Annotated in this window: 13 protein-coding genes; 7 read left to right on the top strand and 6 right to left on the bottom strand. The window is 44.1% G+C overall.

What is annotated here, in order from left to right; translation table 11 throughout:
- Positions 1-13 precede the first annotated feature (13 nt).
- On the bottom strand, positions 14-3,508 hold the full coding sequence (gene smc / locus PATL_RS09050; protein ID WP_011574596.1) for a chromosome segregation protein SMC: 3,495 nt from the start codon (positions 3,506-3,508) through the stop codon (positions 14-16).
- A gap of 238 nt (positions 3,509-3,746) precedes the next feature.
- Between smc and cysZ the strand changes: the two genes are divergently transcribed.
- Positions 3,747-4,481: a sulfate transporter CysZ gene (cysZ, locus tag PATL_RS09045; RefSeq protein WP_011574595.1), complete on the top strand. Its 735-nt coding sequence runs from the start codon at positions 3,747-3,749 to the stop codon at positions 4,479-4,481.
- A 4-nt stretch (positions 4,482-4,485) separates the two neighbouring features.
- Here cysZ and PATL_RS09040 read toward each other — a convergent pair whose 3' ends face one another.
- On the bottom strand, positions 4,486-5,553 hold the full coding sequence (locus PATL_RS09040; RefSeq protein WP_011574594.1) for a 2-dehydropantoate 2-reductase: 1,068 nt from the start codon (positions 5,551-5,553) through the stop codon (positions 4,486-4,488).
- 120 nt (positions 5,554-5,673) lie between these two features.
- Here PATL_RS09040 and PATL_RS09035 point away from each other — a divergent pair, with 120 nt between their 5' ends.
- From PATL_RS09035 to PATL_RS09020, 4 genes are all read left to right on the top strand, one after another.
- Positions 5,674-6,915 carry a GGDEF domain-containing protein gene (locus tag PATL_RS09035; RefSeq protein ID WP_232283311.1) on the top strand — a complete coding sequence of 414 codons (1,242 nt, stop codon included), beginning with the start codon at positions 5,674-5,676 and terminating at the stop codon, positions 6,913-6,915.
- Between the two features lie 4 nt (positions 6,916-6,919).
- Positions 6,920-8,179 carry a glycosyltransferase gene (locus PATL_RS09030; protein WP_011574592.1) on the top strand — a complete coding sequence of 420 codons (1,260 nt, stop codon included), beginning with the start codon at positions 6,920-6,922 and terminating at the stop codon, positions 8,177-8,179.
- A 116-nt stretch (positions 8,180-8,295) separates the two neighbouring features.
- Entirely contained in the window at positions 8,296-9,738 is a 1,443-nt protein-coding gene (locus PATL_RS09025) for a GGDEF domain-containing protein (RefSeq protein WP_232283310.1), read from the top strand.
- Positions 9,739-9,831: 93 nt separating this feature from the next.
- On the top strand, positions 9,832-10,131 hold the full coding sequence (locus PATL_RS09020; RefSeq protein ID WP_011574590.1) for a hypothetical protein: 300 nt from the start codon (positions 9,832-9,834) through the stop codon (positions 10,129-10,131).
- 42 nt (positions 10,132-10,173) lie between these two features.
- Here PATL_RS09020 and PATL_RS09015 read toward each other — a convergent pair whose 3' ends face one another.
- A complete protein-coding gene (locus PATL_RS09015; RefSeq protein WP_011574589.1) occupies positions 10,174-10,893 on the bottom strand; it encodes a DUF3307 domain-containing protein in 720 nt (239 codons plus the stop codon).
- Positions 10,893-11,525, bottom strand: a complete 633-nt coding sequence (locus PATL_RS09010) for a hypothetical protein (RefSeq protein WP_011574588.1) — start codon at positions 11,523-11,525, stop codon at positions 10,893-10,895. Before PATL_RS09010 ends, PATL_RS09015 begins: the two co-directional genes overlap by 1 nt.
- Positions 11,526-11,770: 245 nt before the next feature.
- Here PATL_RS09010 and PATL_RS09005 point away from each other — a divergent pair, with 245 nt between their 5' ends.
- Entirely contained in the window at positions 11,771-11,995 is a 225-nt protein-coding gene (locus tag PATL_RS09005) for a DUF3565 domain-containing protein (protein WP_011574587.1), read from the top strand.
- A gap of 67 nt (positions 11,996-12,062) precedes the next feature.
- Here the strand turns inward: PATL_RS09005 and PATL_RS09000 are convergent, their stop codons facing one another.
- The gene (locus tag PATL_RS09000) at positions 12,063-13,055 is read right to left on the bottom strand and encodes a purine-nucleoside phosphorylase (protein WP_041714358.1); all 993 of its coding nucleotides are present in this window, start codon (positions 13,053-13,055) and stop codon (positions 12,063-12,065) included.
- A 292-nt stretch (positions 13,056-13,347) separates the two neighbouring features.
- On the opposite strand from PATL_RS09000, the gene PATL_RS08995 reads away from it, so the two are divergent.
- On the top strand, positions 13,348-13,887 hold the full coding sequence (locus PATL_RS08995; RefSeq protein ID WP_011574585.1) for a hydrolase: 540 nt from the start codon (positions 13,348-13,350) through the stop codon (positions 13,885-13,887).
- Positions 13,888-13,955: 68 nt separating this feature from the next.
- Here PATL_RS08995 and PATL_RS08990 read toward each other — a convergent pair whose 3' ends face one another.
- On the bottom strand, positions 13,956-15,659 hold the full coding sequence (locus PATL_RS08990; RefSeq protein ID WP_041714357.1) for a SufS family cysteine desulfurase: 1,704 nt from the start codon (positions 15,657-15,659) through the stop codon (positions 13,956-13,958).
- Between the last annotated feature and the right edge of the window lie 129 nt (positions 15,660-15,788).

The raw sequence follows: 15,788 nt of genomic DNA, 5'->3' as shown, positions 1-15,788 counted from the left end.
ATACCCTTTTTTATTATGCTTGCGCGATAGCTAAAGCTTGTTCCACATCAACAGCGACCATACGTGATACACCCGGCTCAGCCATGGTGACCCCCGTTAAGTGACTAGCCATTTCCATCGCAATTTTGTTATGGGTGATATAAATAAATTGCACACTGGTAGACATTTCGCTTACCAGCTTACAAAAACGCCCCACATTGGCATCATCCAACGGTGCATCGACTTCATCCAACAAACAAAAAGGTGCTGGATTCAGTTGAAAAATTGCGAAAACCAATGATAAAGCGGTCAGCGCTTTTTCTCCACCAGAAAGCAGATGAATTGTGCTATTTTTCTTGCCCGGTGGTCGCGCCATAATACTCACCCCTGTTTCCAGTAAATCGTCATCGGTCAAGGCTAAGTAGGCAGAGCCGCCCCCAAAGACCTTAGGAAACAGAGTTTGTAAGCCATTATTGACTTGATCAAAAGTCGTTTTAAAGCGACTTCTGGTTTCTTTGTCAATTTTACGTATTGCTTGCTCTAACGTGTCAAGAGCGGATTCAAGATCTTGATTTTGTTCATCTAAATGTTGTTTGCGCTGAGCTTGAATATCGTATTCTTCAACGGCAGCTAAGTTAACAGCCCCAAGCCTAGCGACTGCAGCAACGGTGCGCTCTAAATATTCTTGCCAGCGCTTTTCGTCGCTATTTTCGCCTATTGCCTCAAGTAAAGGCTGTAACTGCACTTTAGCTTCGCTGAGTTGTTCGATAACGCTTTTGGCACGAACGCGGTAACCTTCACACGCTAATTGGCTAGTTTGTACATCTTGCTGCATCTGTTGAATCTGCGCATTAATGCTTTGCTGACCTTTTTCAATTACCGCGAGTTGGTGCTCAAGTTCACCCAAGGCTGTGTTTAGCGTTTGCTGCTTATCATCCAGTTGCTTATGCTCTGTTAACATTGCCTGTAGAGCCCCAGCTTGCTCATCGAGTGGAGTAGACAATAGCGATAACTCGTTGTTCAACTGTTCTTTTTTATACAACATATTTTGCAATTGAGCACGCTCGCGCGCTTGAATGGTCTGTACATTTTGTACTTCCGCTTGTTGACCTTTTAAGGTTAAGGCGTGTTGATGTTGTTGATTTTTTAGATTATCAACTTGATGGCGCTGCTCTCGAAGTTGATTGTTAAACGCTTCACGCTGCCGCTCTATATCGTTTTGCTGCTCTTCTAGCCCTAACAGTGTTTCAGCCAACTCTTCGGTCTGCGCAGTAGTTTCGGTCAGTTCGGCTTGCTCTTTAAGCAAGATGTCTTGTTGGCGCTTAAGTTCCGCTTGCAGTTTTGTCACGCGCTGAGCGTTCGTTTGCTGTTGCTGAACCAACCATTGGTGGTGATTTTTATGCTCGCTTAGTGCTTCACTGCAACGAGATAAATTGCCCTGTGCTTGCTCTTTAAGTGTACTTAAATGCTCAACGTTTTCTTGCGCTTGCTCGTTAGTGCCCTGTGCTTCTTCGCACTGTTGTTGTATAGCCGGCAGCGCAGATTCAAGAGCGGCGATAGCGTTAGCGCGCTGTATACTGCCGCCGGCATCTTCACTGCAACCATCGAGCGCCCAATCCTTACCAAGCCATAATCCATCTGCGCTGACAATACTTTGCCCGCGGGTTAATGCGTTACGCGCAGCCAAAGCCTCTTGCCGGGTACGAGCGATACGAATATCCGCCATCCACTGAGGAATGACACTGTCACCGAGCACGGTTGCCAAAGTCCCTTCTTTACGCGCTAAATCGCCGCTTTGGTCGTTGTTATTATTGACGACTAAGGCAATGCCTTGGCACTGCGCTTCTTCAAACACGCCAATATCGTCAATGTTATTCACAATAAGTGCATTTTTCCACTGGTCTGTAACTGCTTCGACAGCCTTTTCCCATCCTGAGTTTACGGTCAACGCAGCCTGCCATGGTTGGCTATCAATGCCCTTTTCCAGTAAATATTGTTGATAATCTTCATGACCTCTTGCTAAATTTTGTACGCCTTGCAAAGCTTTTATTTGCGCCTCTATGGTTTGCAATTCACCTTGTACTTTTGTTTGTGCGTCGCTGAATTTTCGCCAATCTAACTGAGCTTGATGCAAAGCCTCGTTTCGAAGCTGGTATTGTAACTGCGCCTCATCATATTGCTCTTGGATGAGTTCTTGCGCCGTTTTGGCCTCATCTATTTGCGTTGCAAACTCGTCCGTTTTTAGACTATTGATCTCACTGGTAATTTCACTTATGCGCTCTTCACTGCGCATTTGCATAGCTAAAATTGATTGGATTTGGCTATGATAACGTTGCGCTTGTTGCTTGTATTTTTGAAAGGTTTGTTCTTGCTCTCGCCATTGATTTTGCTCGGCTGAGGTGCGCTCTTCTGTATTTTGCAATTGCCAGATAGCATCTTCTAGTGCTTGTTGTGCTAATTCATGTTCTGGCCCATGTTGTTCAATCACGTCGGTTAACTCAGCCAACCGAGTGACACTAGCCTGCAGCTCAACCTCACTGTCTTTTACTGCCTCATTTAGAGTGCTCAATTCTTGCTTAATTTGGCCAATGCGTTGTTTACTATGCAGTTGGTTTTGTTCTAGGCGAGTGATGTCGGTGCCAAGACGAAAATACCCTTGTTGTGTATCTTGCAGTTGCTGTTTGAGTTCTTGCTGGCGTGTACGATAAACTGTTATTTCTTTTTCATCTCCTCGTTGGCGGGCAATAAAGGCTTCTAGGTCTGCCTCTTGCTGATGCGTTTGTTGCTCTAGGCTAACTATTTTGGCGTTAAAGTTAGACCAACGCATGGCCGCCAATTCATTTCGATATTGTCGCTCCTGCTGTTTTAGTTCTTTATATTTCTTTGCAGCTGATGCTTGTTTTTCCAATTTTTGTAATTGCGCACCTAACTCACCGCGGACATCTTCTAAGCGCTCTAAGTTTTCTTTGGTGTGGCGAATGCGGTTTTCAGTTTCTCTGCGACGCTCTTTGTACTTGGAAATACCTGCCGCTTCTTCAATAAAGACTCGCAGCTCTTGGGGTTTTGATTCGATCAGCCTTGAAATAGTGCCCTGTTCAATGATCGCGTAACTACGCGGGCCAAGCCCTGTGCCGAGGAACAAATCGGTGACATCTCTGCGACGACACTTGCTGTTGTTTAAAAAATAACTCGACTGGCCATCTTTGGTGACTAAGCGCTTAACGGATATCTCATTGTAACTGGCAAATTCCCCTTGAATACGCCCAGAGGTGTTATCAAATACGAGCTCAACGGTGCATTGAGATACCGGTTTTCTTGCCGTGGAGCCATTGAAAATAACGTCGATCATGGCATCGCCACGTAAGTTTTTCGCAGAGCTTTCACCTAATACCCAGCGCACAGCATCTATCACATTGGATTTTCCGCAGCCGTTCGGCCCGACTATGGCGGTCATATCATCAACAAAGGGGATGCTGGTAGGATCTACAAAAGACTTAAACCCCGCGAGCTTTATTTTCTTTAAACGCATGAATAAAAAGAGGATTCCGGTTTTATCGTTATTATGGGAAACAGTGGAAATGTAGCAAAACTCACCCCATGTAACAATTGACGTTTTGTCGCGACCATGTTCGCCAGTATAATACCCTAAGATCGCAACAATATTTGCTAATTAATTCAAGGTATTAGACATTTTTTGGCGAACCAACGATAAACGCACAATTAAGCTATCGACAAACCGATAAACAGTATACAAAAGAGGCAACACATTGAATTACTTCTTACAGGGCTTTTCCCTTATTCAAACTAAAGGCTTAAAACGTTTCGTTTTTATTCCGCTGGCAGTAAACCTGATCTTATTTTCAGTGGCTCTGTACGCTCTTTTTGGGCAAATAGACGGGGCTATTATTTGGCTCGTTGATTTAATACCCGATTGGCTAGGCTGGCTCAAATCGGCTTTGAGTTATATTATCTGGCCTCTTGCTGTTGTCACTATCTTGCTGGTTTTCGCCCTTATCTTTGGCACGCTTGCCAACTGGATTGCAGCCCCCTTCAACGGTTTACTAGCCGAAAAGGTTGAGAAACACCTGACAGGGCAAGACTTAGGCGACACAGGCGTATTAGATGTTGTGAAAGACATTCCCCGCACATTAGGCCGTGAATTTTCAAAACTCGCTTATTATATCCCCCGCGCATTGGGTTTCTTGTTGTTGTTTTTTATCTTGCCGGTCTTCGGCCAAGTGCTATGGTTTTTGTTCACCGCTTGGATGATGGCAATCCAATATTGTGATTACCCATTTGATAATCACAAAGTATCGTTTAAAGATATGCGACGTACCTTAAATCAAAGCCGTGGAAACTGTTTTAGCTTTGGAATTGGGGTCAGCGTTTTTTCGATGATCCCCATCGTCAACTTTATAGTTATGCCCGTAGCCATATGCGGTGCAACCGCCATGTGGGTAGACAACCTGAAACCCAAATTACTCAACGACAATCAACACTAATTCGTCAGTGCTGGCGAATTAGCCGTTGTAACTGGGATGCGCTCACTGGGCGGGTAAGTGCGGTTTTTACTCGCTTAGCCCCTTGCTCATGTTTGCTGTTAGGCGCAGATAACGCTTCGACTAACGCTACAATACGTGTGTTTGCTGGGGTGGGAACTCCCACTCTTGCCCCCTCGTCTACTACAGCTCCGTTTAAATACTGGATTTCTGTTGGCTTATTTTGAGACATGTCCCACCACATAGATGTACGCACGTTAGGGTCGACGGCAAGCATTTTATTCGCCACTAACTTAAACAAAAAGTTGGGCAACTTAAGGACATGGGGTACAAGGTTAGCGGGTAGCGCAGTGACTTTTGGTAACTCAAGTCCTAGTTCTTTTGAGACACCCAATAACTCTTGCATCATAGCAGCAATAACAATCCGATAGCCTCGTTGCTCTAACATGCTTTTCACTGGGATATCTGCCAAGGCATTGATGCTATTGCCTAGATTCAATTGTAACTTGGCCCATAGCAATGACTGCATGTCTTTGGTGATGCTGACCGGCAGAAGTTCGCTGTCCAACGTAGCGTGCAAATCCTCACTAATAACAGGTCTATTCGCTTGCTCTATTGTTAAGTGGCCCTCTGAGCCGCGATGCAAATGGCCTTTTTCAAGCTCAACGACGTTAAACGGCACCATCACTCGAAGTACAGTATTGTGTGGATAAGCATTTTTGACTGGTTTGTCTGAGCCTAGGCCATTTTGGCAGCACAAAATGACCGTGTTTTTATTGACTAGCGGCGCAATTTCGAGCAAAGCGCGTTCAACGCCATGGCATTTAACGGTCAACCATAAAAAATCACAGGATATTTGCTCAGGCTTGAGCTTTGCGAGAATTTCACTATCGAGAAAATTGAGATTTTCTACTTGTGCATAATGCTCTTGATAATCCGTTAGCACAACGCCCTCAGCTAAATTGCGCTTCACAGCTGCACGGCAAACAAGTGCTACATTTAGCCCTAAATGATGCATACTTGCGCCTAGGTAACTGCCTATTAATCCGGCTCCAAAAACTACGTGAGACGACATACGGCTCCTTTTAACAGATTGATAATATTCATTTAATTTGCAGCAAATTAACACATACACTTATAGAACAAACAAAAATTTCATACAATACTCCTTTATGCCAAGTTCGAGCCGAACACTTTGACCTATTTGTACAACATTTTTAAACACCTATTCGTATATGCAGCGCTATTAATACTCGTTGTTTATTTTGTTGAGGCACAACCTGCCTTATTACTGGACTGGTTTTCTCCCCTGCCTTGGATTGGATATTTATCTCTTTCAATTTCAGCGGTGATCGCGCTTCAATTTGGTCGTAGCAGATTGTTTTGGGTCTGCGTTTTACTGGCTATATTACTGTTTTTTACCCATGGAGAAATAGCCCTTTCATCGGCGTTTAACCGCTATCTACCGCTAATATTCTTGGTCATACTCGGTTATTTGAGTTGCGCTAAAGACAGTGGGTTTTCTGCTTACAACTTGGTTATCACCTTGGCGAAGATTTTTGTCGTCGCCATCGTCAGCTATTTGGTGCTGGAGTACATTCCTGCGGTTACCCAAAATAGCCTAAGTCCAATTTATACGTTCGCCAATCATATTGACCCACGTTTAAACGCCTTGTATTCGCCATTTGAGTGGTTAGTCGTGATATTTACCCTCGCATTATGCTTTGTGCGTTTTATTTTGATCTCAGATAATAACCATGGCGCTTTACTTCTCGCGGTGGTGCTTATCGCAATGATGCCCGCTTATGCAACGTTTGAATTACACAATGTATTGGCGTTGGTCTTAGCCACCAGCTTTTTGTACGCCATGCTAAAAGACAGCTTTAATATGGCTTTCAAGGATGAGCTTACGTCTATCCCTTCACGAAGAGCCTTAATGCAATACGTCAATACGCTGGGGCGAAAATATGTGGTGGTGATGGCGGATATCGACTACTTCAAAAAATTTAACGATACCTACGGCCATGACGTCGGCGACGAAGTCCTTAGATTAGTCGCCAGTCGCTTAAACAAAGTGGGCGGTGGCGGAAAAGCGTTTCGCTTTGGCGGCGAAGAATTCATTTTGATTTTCCCTCGTAAATCACCACAACAAGCGTTGCCCTTTGTAGAACAAATACGCCAAATGATCGCAGATTACCCTATCGCCTTACGGGATAAGCCTCGGCCAAAGAAACGTCCTAAAGCCGCCGCAGGGAAAGGCTCTACATCAAAAAATAGTCAAGGAAAAACGGTTAAAATCACTGCTAGTTTTGGTGTTGCAAAGCGAAGCAGTCAGTTCAGCCAATTTAGCGATATCATGAAACAAGCAGATATTGCCCTCTATGCCGCCAAAAAAGCAGGACGTAATTGCGTTCAATTGGCAAAACAACCTGAGTAGCCTTATGTCAATTCAACATATTTTAGTTATAGGCTATGTTTGGCCAGAGCCTAACTCTTCAGCTGCAGGCCAACATATGATGAGCCTGCTGACACTTTTCATGCAGCAAGGTTGGTCTGTTAGTTTTGCGAGTCCGGCGGTTCAAGGTGAGCATAAAATTAATCTCACTGAGTTTGGTATAAGCGAACACAGCATTGCCCTTAACTGCAGCAGTTTTGATGACTTTATTTTGAATCAAGCACCAGATGTCGTGGTGTTCGACCGTTTTATGTTGGAAGAACAGTTCGGTTGGCGTGTTGCTAAGCACTGCCCAAATGCACTTCGCGTACTTGATACGGAAGATATGCACAGTTTACGTGATGCTCGTCACCGTGCATTCAAGCAAGGCAGAGACATCACTGAAAGCGATCTTAAAAGCGATTTGGCGTTACGTGAAATCGCATCCATATACCGCTGCGATCTCAGTTTAATCATATCGAGTTTCGAATACACCCTGCTGCAAAATACCTTTTGTGTGCCAGCAAACCTGCTATATCACTGCCCGTTTATGCTTGATATTGAAGACATAACGCAACGATATCCCAACCTGTCTTTTTCGCAGCGCCAGCACTTTGTCAGCATTGGTAATTTTCGCCACGAGCCAAATTGGAACGCCGTACTGTGGCTAAAATCCGAAATTTGGCCCTTGATACGACAAGCGTTACCCACTGCTGAGCTGCATATTTACGGGGCTTATCCGCCCCCTAAAGCAACCCAACTACATAACCCGAAACAAGGGTTTTATATTAAAGGTTGGGCACAAGATGCTAAAGCGGTGATGGCTAATGCCAAGGTGTGCTTAGCCCCCTTAAGGTTTGGCGCTGGCATCAAGGGCAAATTGGCAGAAGCGATGCTGTGTAATACGCCCAGCGTAACCACATCCATCGGGGCTGAAGGTATGTGTGATGAAGCACTATGGCCAGGTGCCATTGCTAATATCGCGGAACAGTTCGCGCAAAACGCAGTGGCTTTGTATCAAGACGAAGGGCTATGGCTAAGGTGCCAACAGCACATTGAACAGGCACTACTTCGGTTCGATAAACGCACCATTGGGCCGGCTTTGATTTCGCGTATTATTGAAACCAAGTGCACGTTATCAGCACATAGGTTGAAGAACTTCACTGGTAGCATGTTGCAACACCATCACCATAAAAGTACCCAATATATGGCCCAATGGATTGAAGCCAAAAATCGTTCAATTGATAATTCAGAGGGCGATAAATAATGCAATCTCACATGACACTATCGATTGTTTTTCATACAAAAACTAACACTAAAATGGTATATATTTCATTCACTAAACTAAGTAATATTACCGGTTTTTAAACATATCGGAATTTTGTGTTGAGCACTTCCCAGCGTAGTAACTTACTCAGTATCGGGTTCAAAGTGCCCATTATGTTGCTTGTTATGGCGATTGCGGTAGCGATTAGCGGTTACTTAACGTTGTCCGACTCGGTAGAAGAACAAAGCCGACTGCAGCAGCAATCCATGTCTCCAGCTTTTGATTTAGTCACGCAGGAGTTGGTTAAGCCGCTGCACACTGCACAAATACTTGCCAATACCCAAACCTTGCGCCGATTGATGAATGCTCAAATCATCGATGACAAGGCGATACTCGATTTAGTCAAGCGTATGTCCATGGACTACAACATGGACTTTTTTGTTGCCAGTGAAAACAGTCGCAAACAATATAACGCCAATGGCAGCACACTAGAGTTAAAAGAAGGCGAAGTTGAATGGTATTTTCGCGTTAAGGAACAAACTCACAATGTGGCAGCAGCGTTAGGTAACAGACAAGATATTCACATTTATTTTGACGTGAAAGTATTCAATGATCAGGGTGCATTTCTCGGGTTTATTGGGGTGGGTAAACGCTTAAAAACGTTCTTGGACGCATTTGATAGCTACAAAGATGCTTTCGGTTACGATTTCGTGTTTGTGGATAATAATCAAGATGTTGTACTGGCATCAGATCCTGACCTATTGGCTGATGGAAAACGTATTCTGTCAGTTGAGCAGCTATCTTGGTTTCAAGCATTGACCGCAGAACAAAAATTATTGCCAAGCTTGAATAATATCATCGTTAAGACCCCTGATTATATCAACCTCATCGCACAGATAGACCTTAAGGCTTTGCACTGGAAGCTCTACCTTCTTACTCCGCTATCATCACGTAAAACCGCCAGCACCGATGCATACACCAGCCATACCTCGTTTGTTTTGTTGATTATTTTTGTGGTTTTTGTGACAGCTCATGTCATTATTCGTTTTTTTGAGCGCGAGTCGGCTAAAAAACATCAGCTTGATCCTCTTACTCAATTACATAATCGTGAATATGTGCAATGGCGTTTTGACAAAATAGTCAGAGCCAATCAAGAAGCCAGTTTAATTATGGTCGATGTGGACAATTTTAAACGTATCAATGATTCCCGCGGGCATAATGTAGGCGATAAAGTGTTGGTAGAATTTGCGGTGTTACTGCAAAGTGAATTACGTGAGCACGATGCGATAGCCCGCTGGGGCGGCGAAGAGTTTGTTATTTTATTGCCCGCGACAAAACTTGAGACAGCCAAAGCGATTGCCCAGCGCACCTGCACGCTAATTGCTGCTCAACCGATTGCACTTCAGGATGAAGCTGATTTAGCGATTTCAGCCAGCTTTGGCGTTACCTATGCCGTGAAAGCACGTTCATTAGAGAGAATGGTAAAAGTCGCAGATGACGCATTATATGAGGCTAAGCACGCTGGTAAAAATTGCGTACGTGTTCATAAAATGAATTAGTCAGAATAGGTCTAGCTAAGCATTAATGATATTAAAAAACGATTACTACCCCGTGTTATAATCAATTTTTAATTAAGTCAGCTCGGAGATATTGTGCTCGCTCGTGTTCGCAACAAGGTATTGTTTAGCTCTAAACGCCTTTCAGCCTATTTAGTCACCTACCCTAATCAACATAAGGTCATGGCTCATATTGACCCAATCGCCAAGGGTAAATACTACAAATTCAATATCGTGTTAAGACAGCCCAAAGTGGGTGGTGTGTTTCATTGTCAAAAGTGCATTATCAATTTGTTCGGCCGGGTTTATCTTTTCAGACCGGATAAATACGAACACAGCGTTACTCGTATTGAACAAGGTGAGCGTAAACTTCTCAGCTTCGCTGTGACGATTTAATCATGGTTGTAACAACACGCTGACCGTGTAGCCACTTAAGTATCAGAGTCTATTGACCCACCAGCCCAGTAATAACGCACATGAGAAGCTTAATAAGGTGCCCAGCATCATGTACTCAGTTAGCTTCATGTCTTTTTCTTTTGTTAAGTCGCCAAATCGAAAAATCGTTTTGGCTGCTAGCAAAAAGCCTACACCCGCAAATTGGCCAATCAACACAAACGAGATAATTAAGCACCTTTCTATATAGCCGATCCAGCGCCCTGCAGATGCAAGACCCGTTTGTTTATCCGCTAATTGTGCGGTGTAATTATCCAGAGCGATTGTTATGGCTATCGATACCGGCCGACACGCAATCACATAGGCACACGTTATGGCTACATATTTCACTTTTAGGAGCAAATATAGCTGTGTTTTTATCTCGGCCAAGCCAATACCACTAAGCGCTAGTGCAGCCAAAGCGATGATCACGATATGAAAGAATTGGTCTAATAAGAAGTAGCTCAGTTTGTTTGGTTGATAAGACTTCCATACATCGATAAGCAGATGTGAAAAGCCTATCACGACAATGGCTATCCAGCCTTGTGCAGTTAAGAAGCCGGCCAACCATATGGCAGTAGTGAGCAGAACAACATGAGACAGTACATGTTTACCTAGCCCCCATGAGGCAAAATGATGATTATTTCGACAGGTTACCCAGCTATCTTTCTGAATATAAAAATCACCCAGTATGTGAGCTGCAATCATCAATAAAAACAATACCATTAGTCACTTTCCTTGCTTAATTTTTCCTCAAAAAAAACAACATAGGCTTTAATCAAATCCGCGCTAATACGCGCTAAATGCTTAGTCACGTTTTGTTGACTGGTTGACAATGCATTGGCTAACTGGGTGTGAGTGGGAAAATCCATACTTAAATAATGAAAAAGCACCCTCGCTTGTTTTTGCGTGTGCGAATACAACACGTTATCTAAAAACTGCGTTGCTAGCACAAGTGCATCAAAAAATGCGCCCCCCTCATGATGTAAGCTAATGTGCCCACTAGGTGTACTGTCCAGTCCTCTACCTGATAAGGTAAATGCGCTTCCTTGTGAAACACTGGGTTTGTTACCGTCAATAAGCTGCTCCCCCAAGCCTACAGACAGCGTAATTCCCAAAGGTCGTTGAGTTGCATCAGTACTAAAGAGTAGGCTTTTAAGCTCAATTGCTGCGCGCATAGCATGTTGTGGCTGCTTGAAAATAAGCTGCAAACTATCACCACGATAGATTTCGCCTTTTGCAGCAAATCGTGTTTGGCATTTGGCGAGATAATCATCCATGATACTGACCGCACACTGGTAATCTTTCGCAGGCATGGCTGTCGAGTCTACTAGGTCTCCGGTTAAAACAGCGATCATACGTGTACCTCAGGTCGTAGCCTTTATCGATTAGGCAATCAGTTTACGATAAATCTGACGGTTCATGCAATTAAAACAACCAAATTAGATTGTTAAGTTAAATAACAACCAAAAATGATTGTTTTTATTCATTACAACCAAAAATGACTGTTATTGCCACAAACACGATCAACTATTCATTTTAAGTAAACGTAAGAGGTAAGCTACATGGGCGCCATCAGTAGCATATAGAGGAAGAATCAATCATGAAGCAGCCTATTATTGGTTACGTAAAAGATGACGAAGACCATTGGGTAGCGAAACTCGGCTGTGGTCACCATCAACATGTACGGCACGATCCTCCGTGGACAAACAGGCCTTGGGTGATAACAAAACAAGGCCGTGAGCAACATCTGAACATGGACCTTGAATGCAAAAAATGTGACCAACAGGCTCCCCGAGATTTTACCCTGTCAGATCCTATGGATTAAGGTTAGTTGAGTGCCGACAGCTATCAACACTCACATAACACTTGGGCTGAGGTGAAAAAAAATAAGACTATTTTGCTGAGTAACCGTCTTTAAAGTCAGACCAATGCGTGACAATGTGATCAACCACACTACCACCGACTATGACAATATTTTCCACGGTTTCGGCAAATCCTCCGGCGGTTTCACCCGGAGCAGGGTCAAGATGCGCTAACGTAGATTCATTAGGATTTCCTTGGTCAAAATTCACCGCACCTCGTAAACTGAGCATTCTGTCAGTACCCACTGTCCGCGCGAGTACTTGGGCAATCGCCACTCCTTCCATTTCTGCGATCATGTAGTCATCTGCCCCATATAGCTCACTCATGTATTGTGCTTCAGCTGACAGACCTGGGCCATGAAAGAAAGTATCACCGGCGATATGCGTGCCCACAGTCACTGCTGGTTTACGTCGCGCTTGCGGTTCAGGGTAACGCATACGATACGCCTGAGCCGAAGGTGAGTCTTTTAGCTGAGCATTTTTTGATAAAGAAACCGCGAAATTAACTAACGCAGGGTTAAGCTGATAGCGACGAATATCTTCATAACCTTTCCTAGGCATAAATACAGGCGCTCCTGCCTCGCCTTCTTCTGGCATCCAGCGGTGCCCCAAATCGTAATCGATTAACCAACTGCCCCAATTAACATCCGCGATGGTGCCCTGCGAGGGAGGAATTCCGCCCACGCCACTGATCATGAAATAACTATGAGAGAAATCAAACTGGCTATTTAAAACTATCGCGAGCATTGAGGATGAAGACGCCACTTTGCCCATGCCTAACACCGACCCACACACGCCATTTTTATTACAAAATACCGGCGTCAACGCCCCCGGGATCGTGATTGGTTGGGCCTCGGCAAAATAACGCTCATACCAATGTTGAAATTCTCCCGCTTTATCCCCTTGATTTGCACCGATTTCAAACATGCCGGCTATAAACACTTTTACAGCAATCGGCTTTTTCTCTGCCCCAATCACTGACACACTTACTAATAGGCACAAGGCACAGACTAAATACTTCAACGAATTACTCCCGAATGAACGAATAACAAATGAATAGGCCATTAATGAAAAATCACTAATGCATAAATAACAAAGGCAAAATAAAATACTGGCTGCGACATAGCAATAACCACACCTGATATGTAAAAAAATAAGCGCTTATAAATCAACATATTGAACAGAAGTGTACAGTTTAAACCACCGACAGCCGCACCAATAAAGAGCAAGCATGCAGTCACAGTAGTGCAAAATTCGTTGTTATCACACCCATCCTTGGTTACCGTACTTATCATCTAAAGTAACAGGCTAACTGATGCTACAAACAAACGATACTGGCCTTGTTGTTATCGATATACAAGGCAACTTAGCCCATCAGGTGTTTCAAAGCGAAGCACTGCTTCATAATACACTTACGCTCATCAACGCTGCTCAAATATTAGCTATCCCCAATATATGCCTAGAGCAAGCCCCACTTAAATTAGGTCCGACAGTTCCACTGTTAGCCGAAGAGCTTACGCACCATCCCCTTATCACTAAGCACACCTTTAACGCATGTGATACACAGACGTTTGTAGACACACTACACGATAGCCAAAAGGACAACTGGCTTGTCTGTGGCATAGAAGCACATGTATGTGTTTATCAGACGGTGCTTGGCATGCTGGACTTAGGCTATCACGTAGAAGTGGTCAGCGACGCTGTCTCATCGAGAGCCCAAGAGAATAAAGCGTTAGCGATAGAGAAATTAAGCGCACGCGGAGCAAGCATCACAAGCGTAGAAATGGCTTTATTTGAGCTAATAAAAGACTGCCGTTCACCTGCTTTTAAGACTATTCTACCCTTGATAAAATAATTCACGCTCATCTTTCGCATTCGTTTTCCGCGCTAATAGCCACATCAGCTCATTTTTATACATCCCAACTAACGTGAGTGAACCTGGTGTTGAATTTGTTCAATCACGGCTTGCAAGCCATTGCCTCTTGATTGACTCACATGCTTACCTAGCCCCAGCGCGTGTAAATAATCATGCAGACTAAATTGCTTTATTTGACGCACCGTTAGACGCGCTAATGGCTCAAAAATGATGGCCAATAACCCGCGTACGATTTTACTTGGCGAATGAGCAGCTAAAATAAGGTGATCATCGCGTACAACGCATTTCAGCCACACTTGGCTCTCACAGCCCATCACTTCGTATTGCCCAGTGTGATCCTCAGGAAGCAATTTATGCAATTGTTTACCGGCGAGCATAATTTGCCGGTAGGTTTCATCCCAGCCCTTGGCCTGTCGTATGCTCAGCGCCAGTGGCATAGTGTCAAAATCAAACGCCTTGTCATTCCATGCTTCATTTTGCGGTGCAGTGTTTTTCACCACTGCTACTGACGTTAAATCTTGGCTGGCGTTTATAGAATCAGGGCGCAGCGAGCTTACAATACCTTGTAGCACGTCAATGAAATGATGTATTTCTGGCAAGGTATTGTAGCCACTCAAGGAAACCCGCACCGTGCCATCAATTGAGAGCGCCTGCATCAATGGCATAGCACAATGATGACCTACCCTAACCGCGATATTATGCTCGTTAAGCAATAGCCCAAGATCCTGGTTGTTGATCCCATCGACAGTGAATGATTGCACGCAAACGCTGTTTTCAAGGTCCCCCCATAAACGTATACCTGAAATGCTTCGCAAGCCATTAACTAACGAGGTATACAGGGCTTGCTCTTGTTCATGGATTACCGATTGATGCGTCTTTAAAAAAGACACGGCCGCCCCTAAACCCAACACGCCAGCAATATTAGGTGTGCCGGCCTCAAATTTGAACGGTAATCCTTGAAAGGTTGTACCTGAAAAACTCACCTTTTCAATCATTTCACCACCGGTTTGGTACGGCGGTAAACCATCGAGTAATACTTGGCGGCCATACAAAACGCCAATTCCCGTTGGGCCAAACATCTTATGACCACTGAAAGCATAAAAATCACAATCAAGCGCCTGCACGTCTACGGGTAAATGAGCAATAGCCTGGGCACCATCAATTAGCGTTAATGCCCCATGCTTTTTAGCATGAGCGATAATGTGCGAAATTGGGTTTATATTTCCCAGCGCATTAGAGACATGACTAACCGCTACCAAAGCAGTTTTATCGGTGATTAAACTTTTAATGTTTGCTAACTGCAGCACACCATCTTTATTCACTGGGATCACTTTTATGTGCAGTCCCAGTTCATTAGCGATTTGCTGCCAAGGTACAATGTTCGCGTGGTGCTCCAGCGCAGACAACACAATCTCATCACCAGATTCCACGTGCCCCTTGGCCAATACGTTAGCCAATAAGTTAATGCTTTCTGTTGTGCCCTTGGTCCAAATGATTTCTTTTTCACTGCTGGCATTGATCAATGCAGCGACATCTTTACGCACCTGCTCAAAGGCGTTTGTGGTGTCAGCAGATACTCGGTGGCTAGCACGGTGTACATTCGCATTTTGCTGGGAGTAAAAGCGAGTTATGGTATCAATAACTGGCTGCGGCTTTTGTGTGGTGGCACCATTATCGAAATATAGCCAAGGCGATCCGTCATTTTGTTGGTGAAAAATGGGAAATTGCTGACGTAAAAACAACTCAGACATAACACGCTCAAACATAATCAATAAAGGCTGCGAATTGTTGTTAATATCAGCGGCTTTATCAAGTCAATTTGGCTATTTACACCCACTAATAAAAAATAACTGCGCGCTTTTCTAAAAGTAGAAATCAAA

The organism is Paraglaciecola sp. T6c, from assembly GCF_000014225.1.
Lineage (GTDB): Bacteria > Pseudomonadota > Gammaproteobacteria > Enterobacterales > Alteromonadaceae > Paraglaciecola > Paraglaciecola atlantica_A.
Note: the sequence above shows the minus strand (reverse complement) of the source record. Positions and strands in the feature narration are given on the sequence as shown.